The sequence below is a fragment of the Caballeronia sp. LZ035 genome (assembly GCF_031451175.1).
In the GTDB taxonomy this organism is placed as follows: domain Bacteria; phylum Pseudomonadota; class Gammaproteobacteria; order Burkholderiales; family Burkholderiaceae; genus Caballeronia.
This window is the reverse complement of record NZ_JARUXS010000001.1, coordinates 1523806-1549580: the sequence shown is the minus strand read 5'-3', so window position 1 is coordinate 1549580 and position 25775 is coordinate 1523806. Positions and strand designations below refer to the sequence as shown.

At 65.8% G+C, this 25775-nt stretch carries 26 protein-coding genes; 14 read left to right on the top strand and 12 right to left on the bottom strand.

The features are described 5' to 3' along the window. Nucleotides 1–32 precede the first annotated feature (32 nt). The 4 genes from QCE88_RS07275 to QCE88_RS07260 all read right to left on the bottom strand — a co-directional run bounded on the left by QCE88_RS07275 (nt 33) and on the right by QCE88_RS07260 (nt 2935). Nucleotides 33–386: a RidA family protein gene (locus QCE88_RS07275; RefSeq protein ID WP_309900515.1), complete on the bottom strand. Its 354-nt coding sequence runs from the start codon at nt 384–386 to the stop codon at nt 33–35. Between the two features lie 71 nt (nt 387–457). Next, the gene (locus QCE88_RS07270) at nt 458–1378 is read right to left on the bottom strand and encodes an alpha/beta hydrolase (RefSeq protein ID WP_309900513.1); all 921 of its coding nucleotides are present in this window, start codon (nt 1376–1378) and stop codon (nt 458–460) included. Between the two features lie 208 nt (nt 1379–1586). Then, on the bottom strand, nt 1587–2228 hold the full coding sequence (locus QCE88_RS07265) for a CoA transferase subunit B (protein ID WP_309900511.1): 642 nt from the start codon (nt 2226–2228) through the stop codon (nt 1587–1589). 2 nt (nt 2229–2230) lie between these two features. Further along, nucleotides 2231–2935 carry a CoA transferase subunit A gene (locus tag QCE88_RS07260; RefSeq protein WP_309808011.1) on the bottom strand — a complete coding sequence of 235 codons (705 nt, stop codon included), beginning with the start codon at nt 2933–2935 and terminating at the stop codon, nt 2231–2233. A 265-nt stretch (nt 2936–3200) separates the two neighbouring features. On the opposite strand from QCE88_RS07260, the gene QCE88_RS07255 reads away from it, so the two are divergent. Continuing rightward, nucleotides 3201–3746 carry a LuxR C-terminal-related transcriptional regulator gene (locus tag QCE88_RS07255; protein WP_309900509.1) on the top strand — a complete coding sequence of 182 codons (546 nt, stop codon included), beginning with the start codon at nt 3201–3203 and terminating at the stop codon, nt 3744–3746. A gap of 10 nt (nt 3747–3756) precedes the next feature. Here the strand turns inward: QCE88_RS07255 and QCE88_RS07250 are convergent, their stop codons facing one another. Further along, on the bottom strand, nt 3757–4194 hold the full coding sequence (locus QCE88_RS07250; protein WP_309900508.1) for a thioesterase family protein: 438 nt from the start codon (nt 4192–4194) through the stop codon (nt 3757–3759). Nucleotides 4195–4251: 57 nt separating this feature from the next. Then, nucleotides 4252–5025 (bottom strand): SDR family oxidoreductase, encoded by a 774-nt coding sequence (locus tag QCE88_RS07245; RefSeq protein WP_309831755.1) that lies wholly within the window; start codon nt 5023–5025, stop codon nt 4252–4254. A gap of 208 nt (nt 5026–5233) precedes the next feature. Between QCE88_RS07245 and QCE88_RS07240 the strand changes: the two genes are divergently transcribed. Then, nucleotides 5234–6907 (top strand): electron transfer flavoprotein-ubiquinone oxidoreductase, encoded by a 1674-nt coding sequence (locus QCE88_RS07240; protein WP_309900505.1) that lies wholly within the window; start codon nt 5234–5236, stop codon nt 6905–6907. Nucleotides 6908–7083: 176 nt separating this feature from the next. Here QCE88_RS07240 and aroC read toward each other — a convergent pair whose 3' ends face one another. From aroC to QCE88_RS07225, 3 genes are all read right to left on the bottom strand, one after another. Then, nucleotides 7084–8190, bottom strand: a complete 1107-nt coding sequence (gene aroC / locus QCE88_RS07235; protein WP_309900503.1) for a chorismate synthase — start codon at nt 8188–8190, stop codon at nt 7084–7086. Nucleotides 8191–8258: 68 nt separating this feature from the next. Next, on the bottom strand, nt 8259–10199 hold the full coding sequence (locus QCE88_RS07230; protein WP_309900501.1) for an MFS transporter: 1941 nt from the start codon (nt 10197–10199) through the stop codon (nt 8259–8261). Between the two features lie 197 nt (nt 10200–10396). After that, nucleotides 10397–10849 carry a CBS domain-containing protein gene (locus QCE88_RS07225; RefSeq protein ID WP_309831746.1) on the bottom strand — a complete coding sequence of 151 codons (453 nt, stop codon included), beginning with the start codon at nt 10847–10849 and terminating at the stop codon, nt 10397–10399. Between the two features lie 373 nt (nt 10850–11222). Here QCE88_RS07225 and QCE88_RS07220 point away from each other — a divergent pair, with 373 nt between their 5' ends. The 3 genes from QCE88_RS07220 to QCE88_RS07210 all read left to right on the top strand — a co-directional run bounded on the left by QCE88_RS07220 (nt 11223) and on the right by QCE88_RS07210 (nt 13832). Continuing rightward, entirely contained in the window at nt 11223–12548 is a 1326-nt protein-coding gene (locus tag QCE88_RS07220) for an O-acetylhomoserine aminocarboxypropyltransferase (protein ID WP_309900499.1), read from the top strand. Continuing rightward, nucleotides 12545–13387 carry an alpha/beta hydrolase gene (locus tag QCE88_RS07215; protein WP_309900497.1) on the top strand — a complete coding sequence of 281 codons (843 nt, stop codon included), beginning with the start codon at nt 12545–12547 and terminating at the stop codon, nt 13385–13387. The genes QCE88_RS07220 and QCE88_RS07215 overlap by 4 nt, the downstream gene beginning before the upstream one ends. A gap of 124 nt (nt 13388–13511) precedes the next feature. Beyond that, complete coding sequence (locus QCE88_RS07210; protein ID WP_309900495.1) at nt 13512–13832, top strand: Mpo1-like protein; 321 nt, start codon at nt 13512–13514, stop codon at nt 13830–13832. 4 nt (nt 13833–13836) lie between these two features. Here the strand turns inward: QCE88_RS07210 and QCE88_RS07205 are convergent, their stop codons facing one another. Next, the gene (locus QCE88_RS07205; protein ID WP_309900493.1) at nt 13837–15144 is read right to left on the bottom strand and encodes a YihY family inner membrane protein; all 1308 of its coding nucleotides are present in this window, start codon (nt 15142–15144) and stop codon (nt 13837–13839) included. A gap of 142 nt (nt 15145–15286) precedes the next feature. On the opposite strand from QCE88_RS07205, the gene wrbA reads away from it, so the two are divergent. The 5 genes from wrbA (at nt 15287) to QCE88_RS07180 (ending at nt 19520) form a co-directional block, all read left to right on the top strand. Beyond that, complete coding sequence (gene wrbA, locus QCE88_RS07200; protein WP_309900491.1) at nt 15287–15904, top strand: NAD(P)H:quinone oxidoreductase; 618 nt, start codon at nt 15287–15289, stop codon at nt 15902–15904. An 8-nt stretch (nt 15905–15912) separates the two neighbouring features. Further along, the gene (locus tag QCE88_RS07195) at nt 15913–16308 is read left to right on the top strand and encodes a DUF2069 domain-containing protein (RefSeq protein WP_309900489.1); all 396 of its coding nucleotides are present in this window, start codon (nt 15913–15915) and stop codon (nt 16306–16308) included. A gap of 160 nt (nt 16309–16468) precedes the next feature. Then, nucleotides 16469–17923 carry an FAD-binding oxidoreductase gene (locus tag QCE88_RS07190; protein WP_309900487.1) on the top strand — a complete coding sequence of 485 codons (1455 nt, stop codon included), beginning with the start codon at nt 16469–16471 and terminating at the stop codon, nt 17921–17923. Then, nucleotides 17920–18723 (top strand): metallophosphoesterase, encoded by an 804-nt coding sequence (locus QCE88_RS07185; RefSeq protein ID WP_309900485.1) that lies wholly within the window; start codon nt 17920–17922, stop codon nt 18721–18723. Before QCE88_RS07190 ends, QCE88_RS07185 begins: the two co-directional genes overlap by 4 nt. A gap of 86 nt (nt 18724–18809) precedes the next feature. Further along, the gene (locus QCE88_RS07180) at nt 18810–19520 is read left to right on the top strand and encodes an SOS response-associated peptidase (protein ID WP_309900483.1); all 711 of its coding nucleotides are present in this window, start codon (nt 18810–18812) and stop codon (nt 19518–19520) included. 23 nt (nt 19521–19543) lie between these two features. Here the strand turns inward: QCE88_RS07180 and QCE88_RS07175 are convergent, their stop codons facing one another. After that, a complete protein-coding gene (locus tag QCE88_RS07175) occupies nt 19544–19708 on the bottom strand; it encodes a hypothetical protein (RefSeq protein WP_309900481.1) in 165 nt (54 codons plus the stop codon). A 116-nt stretch (nt 19709–19824) separates the two neighbouring features. Continuing rightward, nucleotides 19825–20763 carry a LysR family transcriptional regulator gene (locus tag QCE88_RS07170; protein WP_309900479.1) on the bottom strand — a complete coding sequence of 313 codons (939 nt, stop codon included), beginning with the start codon at nt 20761–20763 and terminating at the stop codon, nt 19825–19827. Nucleotides 20764–20932: 169 nt separating this feature from the next. Here QCE88_RS07170 and QCE88_RS07165 point away from each other — a divergent pair, with 169 nt between their 5' ends. From QCE88_RS07165 to QCE88_RS07150, 4 genes are read left to right on the top strand one after another with little or no spacing between them, the layout of a single operon-like run. Next, nucleotides 20933–22456 (top strand): efflux transporter outer membrane subunit, encoded by a 1524-nt coding sequence (locus tag QCE88_RS07165; protein ID WP_409018053.1) that lies wholly within the window; start codon nt 20933–20935, stop codon nt 22454–22456. Between the two features lie 11 nt (nt 22457–22467). Next, nucleotides 22468–24651, top strand: a complete 2184-nt coding sequence (locus QCE88_RS07160) for an FUSC family protein (protein ID WP_309900475.1) — start codon at nt 22468–22470, stop codon at nt 24649–24651. Next, a complete protein-coding gene (locus QCE88_RS07155; protein ID WP_309807987.1) occupies nt 24638–24841 on the top strand; it encodes a DUF1656 domain-containing protein in 204 nt (67 codons plus the stop codon). The genes QCE88_RS07160 and QCE88_RS07155 overlap by 14 nt, the downstream gene beginning before the upstream one ends. Nucleotides 24842–24883: 42 nt before the next feature. Beyond that, nucleotides 24884–25747, top strand: coding sequence for an HlyD family secretion protein (locus tag QCE88_RS07150; protein WP_309831711.1), 864 nt, complete (start codon nt 24884–24886; stop codon nt 25745–25747). Nucleotides 25748–25775: the final 28 nt, after the last annotated feature.

The following is a 25775-nucleotide window of genomic DNA, read 5'->3' as shown; positions in this document are numbered from 1 at the left end:
GGAAATGCGACGGCTTCAGCCGATACGACGGTTCAGGTGCGCTGCGCCGCGATCACGACGACTTCGACGAGGCAGGCCGGATTGGCCAGTTTGGCCTCGACGGTGGCGCGCGGCGGCGTGTTGCCATTGGCGACCCACGCATCCCACACCGCGTTCATGCCCGAGAAATGCACGAGATCGGAGATATAGATCTGCACCGACAGCAAATGCGCCTTGTCGCTGTTCGCTTCTTCCAGCAGGCGGTCGATGTGGCCAAGCACCTCACGCGTCTGTCCGGTGATGTCCTGGTCCGTGTCCTCGGCGATCTGGCCGGCGAGATAGACCGTACCGTTGTGAATCGCGGTTTCGGACAAACGCGGGCCGACGTGATGACGAATGACTGCCATGATGAGTTCCTGACGATGATTGATGGAGAGGGACGATCGCTGAAGCCGGGCGGATCCGGCCAAGCCCGATATTATGCCCCGCTGCTGCTGCCGCCCAGAAAGAACCCGCTGGCAATGGCGATTTGATCCTCGGCAAGAAACGCCGGCGCGTGACCCACGCCGGGAATCTCGACGCTCGTCACCGCTTGCCCCGTTTTCACCATTCGCTCGACGGTTTCGCGCGAGAGCAGATCGGACGTTTCGCCGCGCACGACCAGCACTGGCGAAGCGATCGCCGCTACCGAATGCCACAGGTACGCCTCATACGCGGCGGCCTGCTCCTCGGTCACCGATGAAAACGGCGAGGCGATGGCCGGATCGTAGTGAAAGGTCCACCCGCCGTCGCGCTCGCGCAGCAGCGGCGTGTTGATGCTGGCCCATTCCGCGTCGCTGAGCGGCCCGAAGCTTGCCGCCAGTTCCGCCGCGCGCCGCACGCCCTCTTCGAGCGAAGCGAAGCGCGCCGGCTTGCCCAGGTATTCGCCGATCCGCCCGAGCGCAACCGGCTCGATATGCGGCCCGACATCGTTCAGGAGCAGCTTGCGGATGGGCGAGTCCGGCAGTCCGCCGAGCGCCATGCCGATCAGTCCGCCCATTGACGTCCCGAACCAGTCCACCGTCTCCACGTTGAGCCGCGCGATCAGCGTGACCATGTCCGCGACATATTGCGGCACGCCGTAGTAGCGTGGGTCTGCCAGCCAGCCCGAGAGCCCGCGCCCGACCACATCCGGACACACGACCCGGTACTCGTGAGCGAAGGCCTTCGCGAGCTTGTCGAAGTCGCGTCCCGAACGCGTGAGCCCATGCACGCAGAGCAGCACGCGCGGGTTCGAAGGATCGCCCCATTCCGTGTAGGCCACGCGATGCAGGCCCGCCGGACTCGCGCATTGCACGAAACGCTGGCGCGGCTCGCTCAGGTCCGAATGAACGGGTTCGACGACGATGGATGCGGTCATGAAGCGGTCCTCGCGAATGAGAGTGCGGGTGGTGACTTGGATTGCAACGATTGTACGGCGCGTAATGCTCACCGGAAGCTCTCAGGAATCCCGCTGGCCGAATGGATGACCCTGGCGCGCCTGCGCCGCCAATCGCAAAAAGCAAAACGGGCGCGGCCCGAAAGCCGCGCCCGCTCAATATCCGGCGCTTAAACCGCTGGCCCGCGCGTCACTTCACGCCCGAGACATCCAGCGGCGCACCCGTCTTCTGCTGGATTTCCTCGACCGACACGCCGTCCGCCAGTTCGACCAGCCGCAGTCCGTTCTCCGTGACGTCGATCACGCCGAGGTCCGTGATGATGCGATCCACGACGCCCACGCCCGTCAGCGGCAACGAGCATTCTTCGAGGATCTTGTGCTGGTCGCCCTTGGCGACGTGCTCCATCAGCACCACCACCTTCTTGACGCCGGCGACCAGGTCCATCGCGCCGCCCATGCCCTTGATCATCTTGCCGGGGATCATCCAGTTGGCCAGGTCGCCCTTCTTGCTGATCTGCATGGCGCCCAGGATTGCCAGGTTGATGTGGCCGCCCCGAATCATCGCGAACGAATCCGCCGACGAAAAAATCGACGAACCCGGCAAAGTGGTCACGGTCTGCTTGCCGGCATTGATGAGATCGGCGTCCACTTCGTCTTCATACGGCGACGGGCCGATGCCCAGCAGCCCGTTCTCCGATTGCAGCCACACTTCCATGCCGTCCGGCACGTGATTGGCGACGAGCGTCGGCAGGCCGATGCCGAGGTTCACGTAAAAACCGTCCTGCAGTTCCTGCGCCGCGCGCGCGGCCATCTGGTCACGATTCCAAGCCATGATTACTCTCCTTTCGCGCGGACGATGCGTTGTTCGATGCGCTTCTCGGGCTGCGCGTTCAGTACCAGGCGCTGCACGAAGATGCCAGGCGTGTGGATGGCGTCCGGATCGAGCTCGCCCACCTCGACGATCTCTTCCACTTCCACCACCGTGGTCTTGCCGGCCATCGCGCACATCGGGTTGAAGTTGCGCGCGGTGCGGCGGTAGATCAGGTTGCCGGACTTGTCGGCCTTCCACGCCTTCACGAGCGCAACGTCCGCCGTCAGCGAATGTTCGAGCACGTAGTGGTTCTCGCCGAACTGGCGCGTTTCCTTGCCATCGGCGATCACGGTGCCGAAGCCGGTGTTGGTGAAGAAGGCCGGGATGCCCGCCCCGCCCGCGCGCAGCTTCTCGGCCAGCGTGCCCTGCGGCGTAAATTCGAGTTCGAGTTCGCCGGCCAGATACTGCCGTTCGAACTCCTTGTTCTCGCCGACGTAGGAAGAAATCATCTTCTTCACCTGGCGCGTTTCGAGCAGCTGCCCGAGACCGAAGCCGTCGACGCCCGCGTTATTGCTGATGCAGGTGATGCCCTTCACGCCGGTGTCGCGCAATGCGGCGATCAGCGCCTCGGGAATCCCGCACAGCCCGAAACCGCCGACGGCGAATGTCTGCCCGTCCTTGACGATGTCCTCGAGCGCGGCTTTCGCGCTGGGATAGACCTTGTTCATCTGTGTGTCCCTTCCATGTGTGAAACCAACTGAGAAACGGCTGTTGAGCGGCTTTGCACCGGCTTTGATCCGTCGGCTTGTGAACCGTCACGACGCTGTCACCCGGCGCGCGGACGGCCTGCTGGCGAGGCAGAAGCGTGGCAAAAGAGTACGCTGCCCGGCTGATCCGGCACAATACGCAAAAATACATAAGTCATTGCCCGCGCGCGTTTGGTTCCCGGCTGCGTCAGCCGCGCCGCGCCACCCGCCCGGGCGCCCGGATCAGATGCCTGCACTGGACTATCAAACCGCGTTTCATCTCGCGCCCGTCGGGCTCGTGCTCTCGCGCGATCGCACGATCGAGGACTGCAACGCGCAGCTCTGCGCAATCTTCGGCGCCCCGCGCGAGGCGCTCATCGGCCAGTCGTTCGAGGTGCTGTATCCGTCGCCGGACGAATTCGCGCGGATCGGCGAGCGGATCGCCGCGCATATCAGCCGCGAAGGCACCTATAGCGACGACCGCATCATGAAGCGCAACAATGGCGAACTCTTCTGGTGCCACGTGACCGGCCGCGCGCTCGACCGCGCCACGCCGCACGCAGCGGGCGTCTGGACCTTCGAGGACCTGAGCGCGACGCGGCGGGTCGCCATCGAACTGACGCCGCGCGAGCGTGAAATCGCCGCGCAGCTCGTGACGGGCAAGACCAGCAAGCAGATCGGCCGCGTGCTCGACATCAGCCCGCGCACCGTCGACATCTACCGCGCGCGCCTCATGCGCAAGTACGACACCGGCAACGCCACCGAACTGCTGCAGCGGCTGCTCGGCACCTGAATCCACAGCCTCACAGGGCGACGGATACGCCCGTCTCGATCACGTGGCGCAGCGCATCCGGCAGCGGCGCCGACTTGCCCGCGGCGTACTCGATCCACACGATCTTCGCCGCGCCGCGCGCGACCAGCGTGTCGGGCGCATCGGCGCGCACCAGCTCGAAGTGCGTGTCGAAGCTGCTGCGTCCCGGCTGGCCCACCGACATCCGGCCGATCACGTCGCCGGGATAGTGCAGCTGCCTGAGAAACTCCATCGACGCGTTCACGATCACCGGCCCCTGGCCCGCGCCGTGGCCGCCCACGATGCCGAGCTGCTCGAACCATGAAATCCGCACCTGCTCCATGTAGCGGAAATAGACGGTGTTGTTGACGTGCCCGAAGGCGTCCATGTCGCCCCAGCGGATCGGCATGGACAATTCGATGACCGTGCGGAAGGTCTGCTCGCTGCTCATAAACTGCGTTACCTGTTGCCGTGTGAAGGCCTGTTTGACCGGATGGAAGCGCCGCGCTCAGATCGAGAAACCGTCGTCCGCCGAGATCACGGCGCCGTTCATGAACTGCGATTCGTCGGCCGCGAGCAGGAGCAGCAGGCCGTCGAGATCGTTCGGCGTGCCGAGGCGGCGGCGCGGCAGCATCGAGATGAGTTTCTGCCCCTGCTCGGTCTTCCAGTGGTGGTGATTGATCTCGGTGTCGATATAGCCGGGGCAGATCGCGTTGACATTGATGCCGTGGCGGCCCCATTCGAGCGCCATCGACTTCGTCATCTGCACGACGGCGGCCTTGCTCATCGAATAGACGCCGATCTGCGGAAACACCCGCAGCCCCGCCACCGAGGCGATGTTGATGATCCGGTACGCCGGTTTCGCGGCGCCGTTGCCGCGCATGATCATGCGCTTGGCCACTTCCTGCGCGACGAAGAACGCCCCGCGCACATTCGTGCCGAAGACGAATTCGAAGTCGGCGGGCGTGACGTCGGTGAGTTTCTGCGTGGTGGAGACGCCCGAGTTGTTCACCAGAATGTCGATCGTGCCCGCTTCGGTCTCGGCATGCGCCACCGCCGACTTCACGCTTTGGTAATCCGTCACGTCGAGCGAAACGACATGCGCCGCGCCGCCCGATGCCTCGATCTCCGCGCGCAATTCCTTTAGCCGCTCCGTGCGGCGGCTCGCCAGCACCACCTTGGCGCCCGCCTGCGACAGCACCTGCGCGAAGCGTTTGCCCAAGCCACTGGACGCGCCGGTAATCAGCGCGACCTTGCCTTCCAGGTTGATCGAACGGCCCATTGTGCTTCCTTTTCCACGGTGGATTCAGCCTCGACGGCGCACCGGGCGCGCGCCGCAAGCCATCGGCGTCGGCACCGATGGCACAGGCGCCGCCATAATAGTACGTTCGTGCGAATATGACGAGCATCGGTTGCGGGCTGCCGGAGCTTCCCCGACAATACGCGATCCCCGAACCCGAAAGGGCATTCTAAAGTACAGAGGAGCATTGATGACCCCGGCGAGCCTCATCGAGCAGTACGGTCCCCGCGAATCGATGGAATACGACGTCGTCATCGTCGGCGGTGGACCAGCCGGTTTGTCGGCGGCCATCCGGTTGAAGCAACTGGCGGAAGAAAAAGGCGTCGAGATCGGCGTGTGCGTGCTGGAAAAAGGCTCCGAGGTCGGCGCGCACATCCTGTCCGGCGCGGTGATGGACCCGCGCGGCCTCTCCGAGCTGATTCCCGACTGGAAGGAAAAAGGCGCGCCGCTCGACGTCGAGGTGACCGAGGACCGCTTCCTGTTCCTGTCCCAGAACGACGCGAAGCAGGTGCCGAACTGGCTGCTCCCCGACAACTTCAAGAATCACGGCAACTACGTGATTTCGCTCGCGAACGTGACGCGCTGGCTCGGCCAGCAGGCCGAGGCCCTGGGTGTCGAGATCTTCCCGGGCTTCCCCGCAGCCGAAGTGCTGTATGCGGAAGACGGCTCGGTGCGCGGCGTGGTCACGGGCAACATGGGCGTGGGCAAGGACGGCCAGCCGACCGAGAACTTCCAGCTCGGCATGGAGCTGCACGCGAAGTACACGCTGTTCTGCGAAGGCGCGCGCGGGCATCTGGGCCGCCAGCTGATCGACAAATTCAAGCTGAACCGCGATGCTGATCCGCAGGTGTACGGCCTCGGCATCAAGGAGTTGTGGGAGATCGATCCGGTCAAGCACAAGCCCGGTCTCGTGATCCACACCGCGGGCTGGCCGCTCGAACCCGACACCTACGGCGGCTCGTTCCTCTATCACATGGACAACAACCAGGTGGTGGTGGGCTTCGTCGTCGGGCTGGGGTATTCGAATCCGTATCTGTCGCCGTTCGAGGAATTCCAGCGCTACAAGACGCATCCGTCGATCCGCGCGTTCCTCGAAGGCGGCAAGCGCATTTCCTACGGCGCGCGCGCGATCACCGCGGGCGGGCTGATGTCGCTGCCGAAGCTGAGCTTCCCCGGCGGCGCGCTGGCAGGCGACGACGCCGGCTTCCTGAACGCCTCGCGCATCAAGGGCAGCCACGCGGCGATCAAGTCCGGCAAGATGGCCGCCGAAGCCGCATTCGACGCCGTGCAGGCCGGCCGCCAGAACGACGAACTCACGGCTTATCCGGAAGCGTTCGACAGCTCGTGGCTCAAGACGGAGCTGTATCGCGCGCGCAATTTCAAGCAGTGGATGAGCAAGGGCCTGTACCTCGGCACCTTCATGGTGGGCCTGGAGCAAAAGGTGATGGGCGGCAACGTGCCCTGGACGCTGCACCATCAGCACTGGGATCACGAGATGCTGAAGCCGGCTTCGCAATGCAAGCCGATCGTCTATCCGAAGCCCGACGGCAAGCTCACCTTCGACCGATTGTCGTCCGTGTTCATCTCGAATACGAACCACGAGGAAAACCAGCCGGCGCATTTGACGCTCAAGGATCCGAAGGTGCCGGTGGATGTCAACCTGCGCACCTATGCGGGTCCGGAGAGCCGCTACTGTCCGGCGGCCGTGTATGAATTCGTGAAGAGCGACGACGGCAATGAACGCCTGCAGATCAACGCGCAGAACTGCGTGCACTGCAAGACGTGCGACATCAAGGATCCGACGCAGAACATCGTGTGGGTCACGCCGGAAGGCGGCGGCGGGCCGAACTATCCGAACATGTGATGGCGTGCGGCCGGGTTCCGGCTGCATCGTTCGACACATGACAACGGGCGCCAGTGTGGCGCCCGTTTTTCATTGCGGGTTTCAGGTCTGCTCGCGCCGCCTGCTTCGACGGCGCCCGAGCCGCATTGGCCGCGGTACCGCCGCGCGTGCTCAGGCTTCGAGTCCGCTCGCGCCGCTTACTTCGCGGGCGCCTGAGCCGCGATCTTCGGTGTGCCCACCACGACGTCGCCGCATTGCGCGCGATGCCGCAGCGCGTGGTCCATCAGCACCAGCGCGAGCAGCGCTTCGGCGATCGGCGTAGCGCGGATGCCGACGCACGGATCATGACGGCCAAAGGTTTCCACAGTGGCGGGTGCGCCATCCTTGTCGATGGACTGGCGCGGCGTGCGGATGCTCGACGTCGGCTTGATCGCGATGGACACCGTGATGTCCTGCCCGCTCGAAATCCCGCCGAGAATGCCACCCGCGTTGTTGGTGACGAAGCCTTCAGGCGACATCTCGTCGCCGTGCTGCGAGCCGCGTTGCGCGACGCTCGCGAAGCCTGCGCCAATCTCCACGGCCTTCACGGCGTTGAGGCCCATCATGGCGTGGGCGATGTCCGCGTCGAGCCGGTCGTACAGCGGCTCGCCAAGACCCACCGGCACGCCGCTCGCCACCACCTCGATGCGCGCGCCGACCGAATCGCCATCGCGGCGCAGGTTGTCCATGTATTCCTCGAGTTGCGGCACGATCTGCGCGTTCGGCGAGAAGAACGGGTTCTCCCGCACGTGCTCCCAGCTCTCGAACGGAATCGCCACTTCGCCCAGCGCGCTCATGCAGCCGCGCGTCTCGAGGCCGAACTTCTCGCGCAGCCATTTCTTCGCGACGGCGCCCGCGGCCACGGTCGGCGCGGTGAGACGCGCCGACGAACGGCCGCCGCCCCGATAGTCGCGCACGCCGTATTTCTGCAAATACGTGTAGTCCGCGTGGCCAGGACGGAAGCTCTGCGCGATGTTGCCGTAGTCCTTGCTGCGCTGGTCGGTATTGCGGATCAGGAGCGCGATGGGCGTGCCCGTGGTCACGCCCTCGAACACGCCGGAGAGAATCTCGACCTGGTCCGCTTCCTGACGCTGCGTCACGTGCCGCGACGTGCCGGGACGGCGGCGATCCAGTTCGATCTGGATGTCGGCTTCCGTGAGCGCCATGCCGGGCGGGCAGCCGTCGATCACGCAGCCGATCGCCGGACCATGCGACTCGCCGAAGTTCGTGACGGTAAAGAGCGTGCCAAGGGTATTGCCGGACATGAGCGTCGACCTGAGAAAAAAGTGTCGGGGGAAACCGCCATTATGCCAGCGCCGCCCGCGGACGCGCCCTAGCGACGCGCCCCGCGCAAGGCCGACACCACCTCCTGCAGATGCTGCGGCGTCGCATTCTCGGGCGCGATGGGCTCGCCCACCGCGAGCGTCAGGCGGGTCATGGCGCCGCGCCGGATCGGCCGCGGCCATTGCGCATCTTCATGACGCGAGAACACGCTGCCCCACAGGCCGCGCAGCGCCATCGGCACGACCGGTGCCGGCTGGCGCCGCAGAATCTCGGCAATGCCATGCCGGAACGGATTCAGCTCGCCCGTACGCGTGAGCTTGCCTTCCGGGAAGATGCAGACGAGATCGCCCTCTTCCAGCGCCTGGGCGCATGCATCGTAGGCGCGTTGGAGCATGGCGGCGTCCTCGTGCGCGGGCGCGATCGGAATTGCCTTCACGTGGCGGAACATCCAGCCGAACAGCGGCGTGCGAAAGATGCGGTGGTCCATCACGAAACGGATCGGCCGCGGACTTTCCGCCATGATCACCACGGCGTCGACGAAGCTCACGTGATTGCACACCAGCACGGCCGCGCCATGCGCGGGAATGTGCTGCGCGTCGACCAGACGGATGCGATAGAACGTATGCACCAGCAACCACGCGATGAAGCGCAGCAGGAATTCCGGCACGAGCGAATAGATGTACACGGCGACCACCACATTCAGCAGCGCGGTAGTCAGGAACAGCCCCGGAATGCCGACGCCGAAGGACGTCAACGCAAGCGCCATCAGCGCCGAGACGATCATGAAGAACGCGTTGAGGATGTTGTTCGCCGCGATGATGCGCGCACGATGCGTGGGCTGGCTGCGCGCCTGGATCAGCGCGTAGAGCGGCACGCTGTAGAAGCCGCCGAACATCGCGAGCAGGAACAGGTCCGCGAGAATGCGCCAGTGCGGCAGCGCGAGCAGAAACTCGCCGACGCCGAGCAGATGCTCGGCCGGCGCCATCCGGTGGCTGGCGAAGAACAGATCGACCGCGAACACGCTGATGCCGATGGACCCGAGCGGCACGAGCCCGATCTCCACACGCCGTTTCGACAGGCGCTCGCACAGCAGCGAACCCGTGCCGATGCCGATGGAAAACGTCGCGAGCAGGACGGTGACGACGTCGGGGTCGGCGGACAGCACGTCCTTGGCGAAATTGAAGAACGAGGTCAGGAAGGTCGCGCCGACGAACCAGAGCCAGGAGATGCCGAGCAGGCTCAGAAACACGGTGCGGTCGGATTTCGCGAGCCGCAGGTTGCGCCAGGTTTCCGAGAACGGATTCCAGTTGATGCGCAGCCCCGATTGCGACGGCGCCGATGCCGGCACGAACGCGGCCGCCACCCTGCCAACCAACGCGAACACAAAGCACGCACAGGCGAGCAGCAGCGCGCCATGTTCGGACGCCCCCGCCGCCGCCCCGCCGATGATCGTGCCAATCAGAATGGCGACGAAGGTGCCCATCTCGACCAGCCCGTTGCCGCCGACCAGTTCATGCGAGTCGAGATGTTGGGGCAGATAGGCGTATTTCACCGGGCCGAAGACGGTGGAGTGCACGCCCATCAGGAAGGTGCAGGCGTACAGCAGCGGCGCGCTGTGCCACACGAAACCCGCGCCGCCGATCAGCATCACGACAATCTCGAAGCTCTTCACGAGGCGCGCAAGGACGGCCTTGTCGTACTTGTCGGCGATCTGGCCGGAGGTGGCCGAGAACAGCACGAACGGCACGATGAAGATGGCGGAAATGAGGAACGCGGCCGTCTTCGGATCGACGCCGGAAAAACGGGCCGCCTGGAACGTCACGAGCGACGTGAAGCCGACCTTGAAGACGTTGTCGTTCATCGCGCCCAGGAACTGCGTCCAGAAGAACGGCGCGAAGCGGCGCTCGCGCAGCAGGCGGAACTGGCTTTCGCCGGCGGCATGCGCACGTCGGGAGTCGCGCTCTCGGGTGCGCGGCGGATGGTCGCTCATGTTTTACGGGTAGGTCGGGTATCGGGCGCGCCCGAATGGAAATCAATGGAGCGAGAGAGGGTGTCGGGCGAGGCGAAAAAAAGCGCGCCGGTCGGGCGCGCTTTTCGGGGCGCGAGCTTCGGACAGGCTGCTCAAGCAGTCCGCCCGAGCCGCTCCAAGTTCAACGTCCGAAGCTCCGCCACAAGACGATGACGCGCTCAGCGCGCTTCTTCCTGCTGCTCGGGCCAGTCGCGGATATAGGCCTTCAGCATGCGGTTCTCGAAGCCCTGCTCTTCCACCACCGCCTTCGCGACGTCATAGAACGAGATCACGCCCATCAACTGACGCTTCTCCATGACCGGCAGATAGCGCACGTGATGCTCGAGCATCATGCGGCGGACTTCGTTCACGTCGGTTTCCGGCGTGCAGGTGACCGGATGGTCGTCCATGATCTTGCGGATGGTGGACGTGCCCACCGAGCCGCCGTTGTCACGCAAGGTCACGATGATTTCGCGAAAGGTCAGCATGCCGACCAGGTCGCCGTACTCCATGACGACCAGCGAGCCGATGTCATGCGCCGCCATGGTGTCGACGGCCTCGCCCAGCGGGGTGTCCGGTGTGACGGTGAAAAGGGTGTTGCCCTTCACCTTGAGAATGTCGCTGACTCGCATGGTTGTCTCCTCGCGAATGGCCGCACGATACCTGCACGATACCTGCTGCAGCCTGAAACGTTGACGCCAGCGGCGTTGCTCGCGGCGTGCGGCCGCGGTGCAAACGAGGTGGCAAAGATGGATCGATGCTATCGGAAAGGCTCGCAAAAGAAAAGGTGAACGGCCCGGTAAGCGCCCGCACTGGCCGGATGGACAAGGCTTTGCGCGATGTCGAGTGCTTGCTTCGGAGCATGCATCTGGCGTGACTTCGCCTTGATGTTAGCCCTGACGTTAGCCCTAACGTTCGCCCTAAGTTTGAACCCCCAGCCCCGATGTTACGATGAAAGGCCCATATTCCGCCGCCCGCCGGCACCCTGCGCGCCGGCCGTCCACGATGCCAGCCAACCGTTTCGACACGCTCGCGCTGCACGCGGGCGCCGCGCCCGACCCGACCACCGGCGCCCGCGCGACACCCATTTATCAGACCACCTCCTTCACCTTCCGCGACAGCGATCACGCCGCCGCGCTCTTCAACATGGAGCGCTCCGGGCACGTCTACTCGCGCATCTCGAACCCGACCGTCGCGGTCTTCGAGGAACGGGTTGCGGCGCTCGAAGGCGGGGTCGGCGCGATCGGCACCGCGAGCGGCCAGGCCGCGCTGCATCTCGCCATCGCCACGCTGATGGGCGCGGGCTCGCATGTCGTCGCGTGCAGTGCGCTCTACGGCGGCTCGCACAACCTGCTGCATTACACGCTGCGGCGCTTCGGCATCGACACCACTTTCGTCGCGCCGCACGATCTCGACGCCTGGCGCGCGGCCGCACGGCCCGAAACACGCCTGTTCTTCGGCGAGACGCTCGGCAATCCAGGGCTCGATGTGCTCGATATCGCGGGCGTCGCGGAAATCGCCCATGCGCACGGCGCGCCGCTCTTGGTCGATTCCACCTTCACGACGCCGTATCTGCTGCGCCCCTTCGAGCACGGCGCGGACCTCGTCTACCACTCGGCGACCAAGTTCCTCGGCGGCCACGGGACGACCATCGGCGGCGTGCTGGTCGACGGCGGCACCTTCGACTTCGCCAACGGCCGCTTCCCCGAATTCACCGAGCCCTACGACGGCTTTCACGGCATGGTGTTCGCCGAGGAAAGCACCGTCGCGCCGTTCCTGCTGCGTGCCCGCCGCGAAGGCCTGCGCGACTTTGGCGCCTGTCTGCATCCGCAAGCCGCGTGGCAACTGTTGCAAGGCATCGAAACCTTGCCATTGCGCATGGACCGGCATATCGCGAACACACGCAAGGTGATCGAATTCCTGCTGGGTTCTGCGGCAGTCGAGGGCGTGGCCTATCCCGAACTGCTGACCCACCGCGACCACGCGCTTGCTCAGCGCCTGTTGCCGCGCGGCGCGGGCGCGGTGTTCAGCTTCGACATCAAGGGCGGCGTGCCGGCGGCGCGCAGTTTCATCGAGACGCTCACGCTGTTTTCGCATCTCGCGAATGTCGGCGATGCGCGTTCGCTCGTCATCCATCCCGCTTCCACGACCCATTTCCGCATGGACGCCGCCGCACTCGCCGCGGCGGGCATCGGGCCGGGGCGCATCCGTCTGTCGATCGGCCTGGAGGATCCGGACGACCTGATCGATGACCTGAAGCGCGGGCTCAAGGCGGCACAGAAGGCCGCTGAAAACGCAGGCGCCGCCGCCCCGCTGGGGAGCCGCGCATGATGCTCGATCATCACGGCGAGGCCGCCTACGCCTATACCGGCGGCAAAACGTTCGACGCCGCGCGGCCGGCCGTCGTGTTCATCCACGGCGCGGAGCACGATCACAGCGTATGGGCGTTGCAGACGCGCTATTTCGCGCATCACGGCTTCGGCGTGCTCGCGCTCGATCTTCCGGGACATGGACGCAGCGCCGGCCCGCCGTTGCACACCATTGACGCGCTGGCCGACTGGGTGATCGGCGTGCTCGATGCAGCCGGCGTGCGGCAGGCGGTCTTCGTCGGCCACAGCATGGGGTCGCTGATCGCGCTCGACGCCGCCGCGCGCCATCCGGCGCGTGCGCTGGGTCTCGCGCTGCTCGCGACCGCCGCGCCGATGACCGTCTCCGCGACGCTGCTCGACGCCGCCCGCGAGCACGAGCCGGAGGCCATCGAGATGGTCAATCAGTGGTCGCATTCGACGCTTGCCGCGAAGCCTTCGAGCCCTGCGCCCGGCTTCTGGCTGCAAGGGGCGAACCGGCGGCTGATGGAACGCGTGAGTCTGCTGGGCGAAGCCCTGCTCTTTCATACCGATTTCAGCGCGTGCAATGCCTACGCGGAGGCCCTCGAACGGGCCGCCGCGGTGCGCTGTCCGGCGTGCGTGCTGAGCGGGCGCCGCGACATCATGACGCCGCCGCGTGCGTCGCGTCCGCTCGTCGATGCATTGAGAAAAGCCGGCACGACGGTGCAGACGGTGGAACTGGACGCCGGTCACGCGATGATGACTGAACAGCCGGACGCGACGCTCGACGCCCTGTTTGCATTCGCGCTCGAATGCGCGCGAGGCGGTCTGCGACAGGCATGAAACAAACCCCGGAACCCCCGCTTGCGCCGCGCCTGCCGCCGCCGCAGAATGATTCTTGCTGGTGTCGGAAAGCCGGCGCGCCACGCGCCGCAGCACATCAGTCAAGCATGACAGGGAGGCCGCCATGGCGCACGCCGCACACGGGGAGCATTTCGCGAACTTCGCCCAGTTCTATCCCTTCTATCTCGAAGAGCATCGCAACGTCGTTTCGCGCAGGCTGCATTTCATCGGCTCGCTCGGCGTGATCGGCTGTCTTGCCATGGCGATCGCCACCGGCGACTGGCTCTGGCTGCCGGCGGCCGTCATCTGCGGCTATGGCTTTGCGTGGGTCGGCCACTTCTTCTTCGAAAAAAACCGGCCGGCCACCTTTCGGCACCCGATCTACAGCCTGATGGGCGACTGGGTGATGTTCAAGGACATCTGCATCGGCAGGATTTCGCTCTGACGGTTCAGGCAGTCTGCCGGGGCAGTGAGGAAGGTGGCGGCTCGCGCAGGCGCGCGTCGGTGAGGGCCGAGGCGCGCGCGGCGATCAGCGAGCCCACCGTGATGTCCAGCGCATCGTTTTCGAGCGCGTTCATCAGCGCGGCGCAATCCACCTGCGCGGCATCGAGCTTCAACTGATATTCGAGTTCCGCGCGATCGATCACGAACTGGTCGAACAGCATTGTCACGGTCATCTGGTTCGGATTCGCGATGAGCACGTAACGCGGCTGGCGCGCGTCCTCCAGCCGGCCGATCCAGCCGAGCGCGTCGAGCCGGGCGATGAGCCGGTTCGAGGTATCGAGATCGCAGCGCGCCATCGTCGAGAGTTGCAGCGCCGTGTAGCCGGGCTTGCCTTCGGCGCGCGCCTCCACCAGCCGCGCCAGGATCTCGAGCGCATCCAGCAGGTCACTGCCGGGGAAATCGCGCCGGTGATATTGCCCGGTGCGAATGGCGGGCAGCGCCGAGGTCACCATGGCGCCGACCAGCGCGATCATCCAGCACAGATAGACCCACAGCAGGAACACCGGCAACGCGGCGAACGCGCCATATACCGCGGTGTAGGTCGGAATGCGCCGCACGTAGGAACCGAAACCGCGCTTGCCGAGTTCGAACGCAATCGCGGCGATCAGCCCGCCCACCAGCGCATCGCGCCACTCCACCTTGCAGTTCGGCATGAACACGTAGATGAGCGTGAACGCGACCACGGTGAGCGGCAGCGAGACGCCCGTCAGCGCCCATTCGATGATCGGCGGCATCAGGTTGTGCGAGCCCGCAAAGGCCACCGAATGCGCGAACACATAGGACGAGATGGACAGGCTGCAACCGAACAGGATGGGCCCGAGCGTGATGATCGACCAGTAGACCAGCACGCGCTGCGCGAACGGACGCGCCTTGCGCACGCGCCAGATGACGTTGAACGCGGATTCGACCGTCATCATGGTCATCACGGCGGTCACGAACAGGATGATCATGCCGACGGTCGTGAGCCCCTTCGCCTTCGCCGCGAACTGGTTCAGGTACTTGAAGATCTGGTCGTTGATCTGCGGCGGCATCAGGTGCACCGCGAGGAAATCCTGCAACGATGCCTGGAACGAGCCAAAGATCGGAAACGCGGTAAACAGTGCGAACGCGACCGTGGCGAGCGGCACCACCGACAGCACGCTCGTGAACGTCAGGCTGCCCGCCACCTGCGCGACGCGGTCTTCGCCGATGCGGCGCGCCACGAAGCTGGCGAGACGCCTGATCGCGGCGAGATCGATGGAAAGTGACTGCAAAAGCTTTCTCCTCGTCGTGATTTCCGGGCGTGCGTGACGGCGGCGGGTCATGCCCGCCTTGCCTCATGCCTGCATTACCGGCAGGGGGCACGCCCCGGAAATCAACTCAAAACCTATAATAGCCGTTCACTAAAAAAGCCTTATGAACGACATCCTCGTGCTTTACTACAGCCGCCATGGCGCGACCCGCGAGCTTGCGCTCGCCATTGCCCAGGGCGTCGACAGCGTTCCCGGCATGCAGGCGCGCGTGCGCACGGTGCCGCCGGTCTCCGCGGTCTGCGAAGCAACCCAGCCCGACATTCCCGCCGACGGTCCGCCCTACGCCGAACTGCGCGATCTCGAAGAATGCGCGGGCCTGGCGCTGGGTTCGCCGACACGCTTCGGCAACATGGCCGCGCCGCTCAAGTATTTTCTCGACGGCACCACGCCGCAATGGCTGTCGGGCGCGCTCGCGGACAAACCGGCCTGCGTGTTCACCTCCACGGGCAGCCTTCACGGCGGCCAGGAAAGCACCCTGCTTTCGATGATGCTGCCGCTCCTGCACCACGGCATGATGATCCTGGGCATTCCATACACGGAGTCGCGCCTTTCCACGACCCAGAGCGGCGGCACGCCTTATGGCGCGTCGCATCATGCGCGCCTCGGCAGCGAATCCGCCAGCCACGGCATCACCGCCGACGAAAAGGCGCTCGCCATCGCGCTCGGCGCACGGCTCGCGCGCACCGCGCTCCATCTCCAACGCGGCGCGCAAGCAGCCTGAGGCGCACGATGAACGCACCCGCCGCCGTGTCTCGCCGCCACCCTGCCTATGCCCGCGGTGCGCTGGCGAGCCTGATCGCGCTCATCGTGCTGGCGCTGCTCTGGGAACTCTGGCTCGCGCCGGTGCGACCAGGCGCCTGGGCGCTTGCGCTGAAAGCCGTGCCGCTGGCATGCGCGCTGCCGGGCGTGGCGCGCAAGAGCCTCTACACGCTGCAATGGGCCGCGATGCTCGTCCTGCTCTATCTCGCCGAAGGCGTGGTGCGCGGCATGACGGATGCGGGCCTTTCCGCGTCGCTTGGCTGGCTCGAAGCGCTGCTCGCGGCAGCCTTTTTTGGCTTCGCGCTGGCGTATGTCGCGCCGTTCAAGCGGGCCGCGAAACTGGATGCGCGTGCGAAGAAACGCTGAGCTGTGCGCCTTTCTCACGCCTGCATCGCCCCGACGTGATGCTTTGTAGCACGATTCCCGACGCGCCGCGCGCGCCTATGCCGTTCGGCCGAGGTTCGCGCCGCGCCGCTCTGCGCGATACTCTGCACTACGCCTGAATCCCTTTCCTGCCCAACCGTACATGACCGCCACCCAAGCTTTCGTTTCTGCCTGTATCGACCTGCTCGGCACTTCGCACGTTCTCACCGAGCCGCACGACACCGAGCCCTATCTCGTCGACTGGCGCAAGCGCTATCGCGGCAACGCCTGCGCCGTGGTGTTGCCCGCGAACACCGAACAGGTGGCCGGCGTCGTGCGGCTGGCGCGTGAATACCGCGTCGCCATCGTTCCGCAAGGCGGCAACACCGGCCTCGCCGGCGGCGCCACGCCGGATGGCAGCGGCGCGCAGGCCGTGCTGAGCCTGAAGCGGCTGAACCGCGTGCGCGGCATCGACCCGCACAACAACACCATCACGGTCGAAGCAGGCGTCGTGCTCGCCGACATCCAGGCGCGCGCGCAGGCCGCACAGCGTCTGTTCCCGCTGAGCCTGGCCGCAGAAGGCAGCTGCACGATCGGCGGCAATCTCGCGACCAATGCCGGTGGCACCGGCGTGCTGCGCTATGGCAACACGCGCGAGCTGTGCCTCGGGCTCGAAGTGGTCACGCCGCAGGGCGAGATCTGGGACGGCCTGCGCGGACTGCGCAAGGACAACACGGGCTACGATCTGCGCGACCTCTACATCGGCGCGGAAGGCACGCTCGGCATCATCACGGCCGCCGTCATGAAGCTGCACCCTGCGCCCGTCGCGAAGGTCACGGCCCTCGCCGGTCTGGCGTCCGCACAGGCCGCGCTCGACTTCCTCTCGCTGGCGCAACATCACGCGGGCGCGCTGCTGACCGGCTTCGAACTGATGTCGGACTTCTGCATGCGCCTGGTCGGCCGGCATTTCCCGCAGCTGCGCTATCCGTTCGAGGCCACGCATGCACAGACGGTGCTGCTCGAATTCTCGGACAGCGAAAGCGAAACCCACGCCCGCGCCCTCTTCGAGCGGCTGATGGAGGAAGCGCTGGAGCAAGGCATCGTGGAAGATGCGGTCGTCGCCGAAAACCTCGCGCAGTCACAGGCGTTCTGGTCGCTGCGCGAACACATTCCGCTCGCGCAAGCCGAGGAAGGACTGAACATCAAGCATGACATCGCCGTGCCCATCTCGGGCATCGGCCGCTTCATCGAGGAAACCGACGCGATCATCGCGAAAGCCGTTCCCGGCGCGCGCATGGTGACCTTCGGACATCTCGGCGACGGCAACCTGCACTACAACGTGCAGGCGCCGGAGGGCGTCGACGGAAAAGCCTTCCTGGCCGAATGCGAAACGCAGATCAACGCGCTCGTCTACGATCAGGTGCATGCGTATCGCGGCAGCATCAGCGCGGAGCACGGCCTTGGCCAGCTGAAAGCCGAGGAAGCCATGCATTACAAGTCGCCGGTCGAGGTGCGCCTCATGCAGGCGGTCAAGGCCGCGCTCGATCCCGACAACCTGATGAACCCCGGCAAGGTCGTGCACGTCGGCGCGGCGCCTGCCAAGGAGAACGGCGCATGAAGATTCGCGTGCTGTCGGACCTGCATCTGGAGTGCGACGAGCCACTGGCGATTCCCTACGCGCAAGCGGATCTCGTCGTGCTTGCCGGCGACATCCACAATCACGCCGAGGGTCTGCGCTGGGCCGCCGAGAATTTCGATTCCAATGTCCCGGTCATCTACGTGCCCGGCAATCACGAGTATTACGACGCCGAATTCGGCGCGATGGAAGCGGCCATGCAGGACGCCGCCCGCAGCGTCGACAACGTGCATTACCTGAACAACGCGTCGCTGGTGGATCGCCGGGGCGCGTGGCGCGTGCTCGGCACGACGCTGTGGACGGACTTCGAGCTGTTCGGGTCGGGCGAGAGCGACATCGGCCGGGCCCAGGAGGCGTGTACGAAAGTCATGCTCGACTACAAGGGCTTGATCCAGCTGGCCTGGCCCGAGCCGGACGGTGAGCCGCGCGCCTTCGCACCCGACGACTCGCTGGCGCTGCACGAGCAGGCACGCGGCTGGCTCGAAGCCGAACTCGCGAAGCCCTTCGCCGGCCAGACGATCGTCGTCACGCATCATGCGCCCCGGCGTGAGAGCCTGGCGCCGCAGTATGCGGAAGACATCGTTTCGGCGGGCTTCGTCAGCCACATGCCCACGCTGACGCGCGCGCCCGTCGCATTATGGATTCACGGCCATACGCACACCTCGTTCGATTACGAAGCAGACGGCACGCGCGTGGTGTGCAATCCGCGCGGCTACTTCAGCAAGCGCAGCGGCCGCTGGGAGAACGAGCAGTTCGCGTGGGACAAGGTGGTCGAGATCTAGATCAGAGCGGGCGTGATGGCAGGACGAACTAAAGGAAGCTAAGCCGAAGCAGCACGGAACCCTGTTGGATCCTGCGGAGGAACGCCATGTGCGGCCGAATCAGCCAGTACCGGTTGCCGATGCATTACGCGCAACGCCTGCATCTGAAGAATCCGTTCGTGCTCGTGGATGCCGCGGACCGGCGTCCGGGCTATAACCTCTCGCCGGGCACGCATCCGCTCGGCGTGTATCCGGATGAGTCCATCCGTGCCGTGCACTGGGGATACTGCCCGCCGTGGGCGCTGCAGAAGAAGCTGCCGCAGACCATCAACGCGCGCGTCGAGACCGCGGCGACGAGCGCTTATTTCAAGCATCTGTGGAAGAAAGCGCGCATCCTCATTCCGGCCGATGGCTGGTTCGAATGGCGCATCGAGCCGCGTCCGGACGATCCAGCCGCAAAGCCCGCCAAGCAGCCCTACTACATCCAGCGCGCCGACGGCGAGCCCATGTACCTGGCCGCGCTCACGAGCATCATGCGCGATGAAGACGCCGCCGCGCCCGGTGCGGGCTTCGTGATCGTGACGGCGGCGGCCGACGAAGGTCTCGTCGACGTCCATGACCGCCGGCCGCTGGTATTCGCGCCCGCCGCTGCTCGACGCTGGCTGGATCCGGACGCCACGCCCGACGATCTCGCCGCGCTGGTCCGGGCAGATGGCGTACCGGCGTCGCATTTCGTGTGGCACCGCGTGTCCACCGATGTCAACCGCGCCACCAACGACGAGCCGCGCCTGATCGAGCCGCTGGAAACGCTGCGCTGAGCGCGCGGCCCGTCATTACACCATCAGCGCCTGCGCCGCTCGCGGTCGTCGTCGATGCGGATCGGCACGAGACGACGCTGTGCCTCGCGTTCCGACTGAGCACGCATCGCATTGAACAGGTCGCGCGAAGCCGGAACTGCGATCAGCAGCAGCAGTGCGGCAAGGGCGAGCAGAAGTGGCGTACTCATGTGAGGGTCCCCGTAAAAAGTGCGAGTGATCGAAGGCTGAAAATACCAAGCTGCGGACACTTCGTGAGTAAGCAAGTGTTGCGCCGCACCTAATTTCGTAACAGCCTCGCTTCCGCTCAGTTCACCACGAACTCTTTGAGGGAATCGGTATCGGCGGCGAGCGTGTCGGGCATGGCCTCGCGCAGGAATTCCACCCAGGTGCGGATCTTCGCGTCGAGATACTGGCGCGACGGATACAGCGCGTACACATTCAGCTCCTGCATCGTGTACTGCGGCAGCACGCGCACCAGGGTGCCCGCGCGCAAGGCCGGCAGCGCGGATGACGTCGGCAGCACGCCGACACCCATGCCTTCGCGCAGCGCCACGACCATCGCGTCCGCCACGTTCACCGTGAACACCGACGGTCCCAGGCTCACGGTTTCCTGACCGTTCGGGCCGTCGAACACCCAGCGATCCGGCGGAAAAACCGGCGTCATCAGATGCAGGCAGGTGTGGCGCACCAAATCCGAGAGCACATGCGGCGCGCCATGCTTCGCCACATAAGCCGGCGACGCGCACGCGATGCTGAACACCGACCCCAGCCGCGCCGAAACCAGCGCCGAATCGGGCAGTTCCGAGGCGAGCACGACCGACACGTCGTAGCCTTCGTCGAGCAGATCCGGCACGCGCTGCGCCAGCGTCAAATCGACCTGCACCGACGGATGACGCTCCTGGTAACGCGAGATCATCGGCACGATGTAATGCTGGCCGAAGCTCGTCATCGAATGCACTTTCAGTTTGCCGGACGGCCGCGCATGGGCATCGCCCGCCTCGGCTTCCGCCTGATCCACATACGCCAGGATCTGCTCGCAGCGTTGCAGATAGCGCTCGCCGGCCTCGGTGAGCGCGATGCGGCGCGTCGTGCGATTCAACAGGCGCGCGCGGAGATGCGCCTCGAGATCCGAAACGGCCCGCGACGCATACGCGGTCGTCGTGTTGAGATGCTGTGCGGCCGCCGTGAAGCTGCCCGCCTCGACGACCCGCATAAATACGCGCATGTTCTGCAGCGTGTCCATAGCGCTATTCCGACTCAATGAAACTGGTGATGCGACGAATTGTTGCACTTCTCGCAAGAAGGATTATCACACAATCCGTAAAAATTCTTTGCATCCTTGCGGGTTATTCGACAAATCTTGCAAAAATATAATCACTTCCAAGACTTTGATTCCAATTCGGGAGTGAATCGTGCGAGGGCGAGTGTCACGCAAAACTGTTTCAGCCGCAGTTCTTGCAACTATCTTGATCATCTCCGGGTGCGCCAGCACCGGCAACGTCGCGCCTCGCGATTCGCTCAAGGACGCATCCACGCTCGACGTCGGCACGGCGATCCGGCAAGCCAACGCCGACGCCCAATGGCCCGCCGAACAATGGTGGCGCGCCTACCAGGATCCGCAACTGGACCAGTGGATCGAGCGCGCGACGAGCGGCAATCCGACGCTCGCGATGGCGGCGGCGCGCGTGCGCGAGGCGCATGAAGCGGCGGGCATCGCGCGCTCGGACCTGTATCCGCATGTCGATGCCGCCATGAGCGTCGCGCGCAAGAACTGGCCGAACAACGACTTCTACGGACCCGGTCCTTACGCGGACACGACCACCTGGGACGACACGGCCGGGCTGACGCTGTCCTACAACCTCGATCTCTGGGGCCGCGACGAGAACAACGCCGAGCGCGCACTCGACGTCGCCCACGTGCGCGCGGCCGACGCCCGCGCCGCCCAGCTCGATCTCGACACCAACGTGGTGCGGGCCTACATCGGCTTTTCGCAGGCGTTCGCGCTGCTGGACATCGCGCAGCAAACGCTCGAACAGCAGCAACATATCGCCGACCACGCGCGCCGTCGTCTGAATGGCGGCATCGGCACGCAGCTCGAACTCAGCCAGGCCGAAGCGCCGCTGCCCGAATACGAGCGTCAGGTCGACATCTACCAGGAAGACATCGCCCTCGCGCGCCATCAGCTGGCCGCGCTCGCAGGCGAAGGTCCGGGCGCCGGAGAAGCACTGACGCGGCCCGCCCTGTCGCTCGCCACCCCGTTGCCGCTGCCGTCAGCGCTGCCGGCCGAACTCGTCGGCCACCGGCCGGATATCGTCGCGGCCCGCTGGATGGTGGCGGCACAGGCACGCGGCATCGACGTCGCGAAAGCCGGCTTCTATCCGAACATCAACCTCGCCGCGTCGCTGACCCAGGCCTTCGCGGGCGGCGCGCTGCTGAGCTTCCTCACGAGCAAGGCGTCGGGCTACAGCTTCGGCCCGGCCATCTCGCTGCCGATCTTCGAAGGCGGACGCCTGCGTGCACAACTGGGCGCGGCATCGGCGCAGTACGACGAAGCCGTCGATCACTACAACGCGACGCTGGTCGCGGCGCTGAAGGAGATCGCGGATCAGGTCGTGCGCGTGCATTCGCTCGACACCCAGCTCGACGCGTCAGGCCGCTCGGTCGCCGCCGCGCGCAAGAGCTACGACCTCGCCAATGAAGGCTACCGGCGCGGTCTCACCGATTATCTGAACGTACTCGTCGCGCAAACGCAGTTGCTCAAGGCGCAGGACGGCCAGGCGCGCGTGCGCGCGGCGCGGCTCGCGGCCTATGCAACGCTGACCTCGGCGCTCGGCGGCGGTCTCGACGATCCGTCGAACGGCCCGGAGCAGACCGCGCTCGCGCCGTCGCGGCACATCGGTCCGCTCGGCCGGTCGAGCGTGAACGGACCGAAGTGAGGCGGCCGCCCATGATCTCCTCCACTCACGCAGAAGGCACACGGCACACGCTGATGCAGGCGCTCGCCGACTGGGCGCGCACCGACGGCCTCGCATGGATTTACATCTTCAAGGCCGTGCTCGCCGCGCTGCTGGCGCTGTGGCTCGCAATGCGCCTCGACATGCAGCAGCCACGCACCGCGATGACCACTGTATTCGTCGTGATGCAGCCGCAAAGCGGCATGGTGCTCGCCAAAAGCTTTTATCGTTTCTGCGGCACGATGGTCGGGCTCGTCGTGATGATGATTTTCATCAGCCTGTTCGCGCAGCAGCCGGTGCTGTTCCTGTCGGCCACCGCGCTGTGGGTCGGCATCTGCACGGCGGGCGCGGCGCGCAACCGCAACTTCCGCTCGTACGGCTTCGTGCTGGCGGGCTATACGGCCGCGTTGATCGGCATCCCGGCCGCGCAGCATCCGGACGGCGCGTATCTGTCGGCGCTGACGCGGGTCGGCGAAGTGACGCTCGGCATCGTCTGCTCGGGCGCGGTGAGCGCGCTGATCTTTCCGCAGCACGCGGGCGAACAGGTTCGCACCACGGTGCGCCGCCGCTTCACGCAATTCGTCGACTACGTGTGCCGCGCGCTGTCGGGCGCGATGCCGCGCGCGCAGATCGAGCGGACCAATCTGGCCTTCGTCGCGGATATCGTCGGCTTCGAGGCGGCGCGCAGCGTCGCAGTGTTCGAAGACCCGGAATCGCGCAGACGCGGCGGCCGGCTCGCGCGGCTGAACAGCGAATTCATGAACGCCTCGACGCGCTTCCACGCACTGCATCAGTTGATGAACCGGCTGCGCGAGAACGCATCGGTGACCACGATCGCCGCGCTCGAGCCGTTCTTCCGCGAAGTGCCGCCGCTGTTTTCGGTCGCGGGCGAACCGGTGCGCAACGCCGCCGACGCCGCGCAGGCCGCCACGCAATTGCGCGCCTATCGGGCCGCGTTGCCGCAACGCGTGCACGCGGCGCGCGCCGGCAGCGAAACGCAGCCGGACTTCGTGCCGCTCGAATTCGACACGGCCACGGAACTGCTCCATCGCTTCGTCGACGACATGCTCGCTTATGCCGAAACCTATGCGTCGCTGAGCGCGCCGTCGCACGAGCGCGAGCACTGGGTCGCCCGCTACGTGCCGCGCACCAACCTGTTCGCGGCCGCCGTGTCGGGGCTGCGCGGGGCGGTCGTCATGTTCGCGCTGTCGGCGTTCTGGATCGGCACGGCCTGGCCAAGCGGCGGCACGATGGTCCTCAACGCGGCCGCCGTGTGCGCGCTCGCGTCGTCGTCGCCGCGGCCGGCGCTGATGTCCGCGCAGATGGCGGCCGGCACGCTGCTCGCCGCGCTGGCCGGCATGGTGGTCGTCTTCGGCGTGTTCCCGCATGTCGACGGCTTTCCGATGATGTGCGCCGCGCTCGCCCCCGCGCTCATGTTCGGCGCGTATCTGAGCACGCGGCCCCGGTTCGCGGGCGCGGGCATCGGCTATTGCATCTTCTTCTGTTTCCTGGCGGGCCCGGACAATCTCGTCCACTACGATCCGACCGGCTTCATGAACGACGCACTCGCGCTGGTGCTGTCGATGATCGTCGCCGCGATCGCCTTCGCCGTGCTGCTGCCCACCGATGCGCCGTGGCTGCGCAAGTTGCTGCTCGCCGACCTGCGCCGTGAAGTGGCGCACGCGCGCCGAGGCCGCCTGCCGCGCATCAAGCCGCACTTCGAGAGCCGCACGCGCGACCTGCTTGCGCAGATCAACGCCATCGCCGCCGGCCGTGCCGACTTGCAGCGCGACGCGTTGCAATGGCTGTTCGCTGTGCTCGAATTCGGCAATGCGGTGATCGACCTGCGGCACGAACTCGCGGCGTCGCCGGGAAATGCTCGGAAGCAATGGCAACGCCCGGTCGAGGCGACGCTTGACGCCGTCGTTCGGTTGTTCGAACGCCCCGTTCCGCAACGCTTCGACACCGCACTCGCCGCCACTGCGCGTGCGATTCAGGAAACACAGGCATTGCTGTCCGAAGCCGATACGGCGTCCGACGATCGCCACCGCTTGCGCCGCGTGGCGAGTCATCTGCATCTGATCCGAACCGCGCTGCTCGACCCCGAAGCACCGTTCGCGCGTCATGCACCCGTTGATCCCGCCACGCCCGAAGGAGCGCCCCATGCTGCCGCGTAACGTCGCGATCCTCGAAGCCTATGTGCCGACGATCCTGCTGCTCTTCATCGCCGGCGCCGTGCTGACGTGGTTCATCGACCGCGTGCTCGCGCTGACCGGACTGTATCGCGTGGTCTGGCATCCGGCGCTGTTCCGCGCGAGCCTGCTGGTCTGCATCTGCGGCACGCTCGGGCTCGTGGCGTATCGCTGAGCCGGCCCTTCAAACCTTCAACCCAGTCCAGAGAGTTGCATCATGGTTCTCAGAAAAATCATCGGCCTCGTGCTGACCCTCGCGATGTTCGCGGTGGCGCTCGTCATCGGACGCGTGCTGTGGGTCCATTACATGGATGAGCCGTGGACCCGCGACGGCCGCGTGCGCGCCGATGTCGTCAACGTGGCGCCGGACGTGTCGGGCGCGGTCGTGCAATTGCCGGTGCGTGACAACCAGTTCGTCAAAAAGGGCGATCTACTGATGGAAGTCGATCCGTCGCATTACCGGATCGCCGTCGAGCAGGCGCAGGCGAACGTGGCGGCACGCGCCGCCGAATTGCGCATGCGTCGCGCCGACGCCGCGCGCCGCGCCGACATGGACAGTCTCGTCGTCTCGAAGGAAGCGCGCGACAACGCGCAACAGACCGCCTCGACGGCGGCGGCGCAGCTTCAGCAAGCCCAGGCCGCGCTCGATGCCGCGCAGCTCAATCTCGAACGCACGCGCGTGGTGTCGCCGGTGGACGGTTACGTGACCAACCTGAACGTGTTTCGCGGCGACTATGCGACGGCGGGTACGGCGAAGCTCGCGATCGTCGACAGTCACTCGTTCTGGGTCTACGGCTACTTCGAGGAAACCAAGCTGCCGCACGTGCGCGTGGGCGACCGCGCGTCGATCCGGCTGATGAGCGGCGGCGAATTGCAGGGCCACGTGGAGAGCATCTCGCGCGGCATCTATGACCGCGACAATCCGCAAAGCCGCGAACTGCTCGCCGACGTCAACCCGACCTTCAACTGGGTGCGGCTCGCGCAGCGCGTGCCGGTGCGGGTGGGCATCGATCACGTGCCGGACGGCGTGCTGCTCTCGGCGGGAACGACGGCCACGGTGGTGATCGCGCCGTCCATGTAGGGCGGCGCAGTGCGCAGTCCTCGCTGAC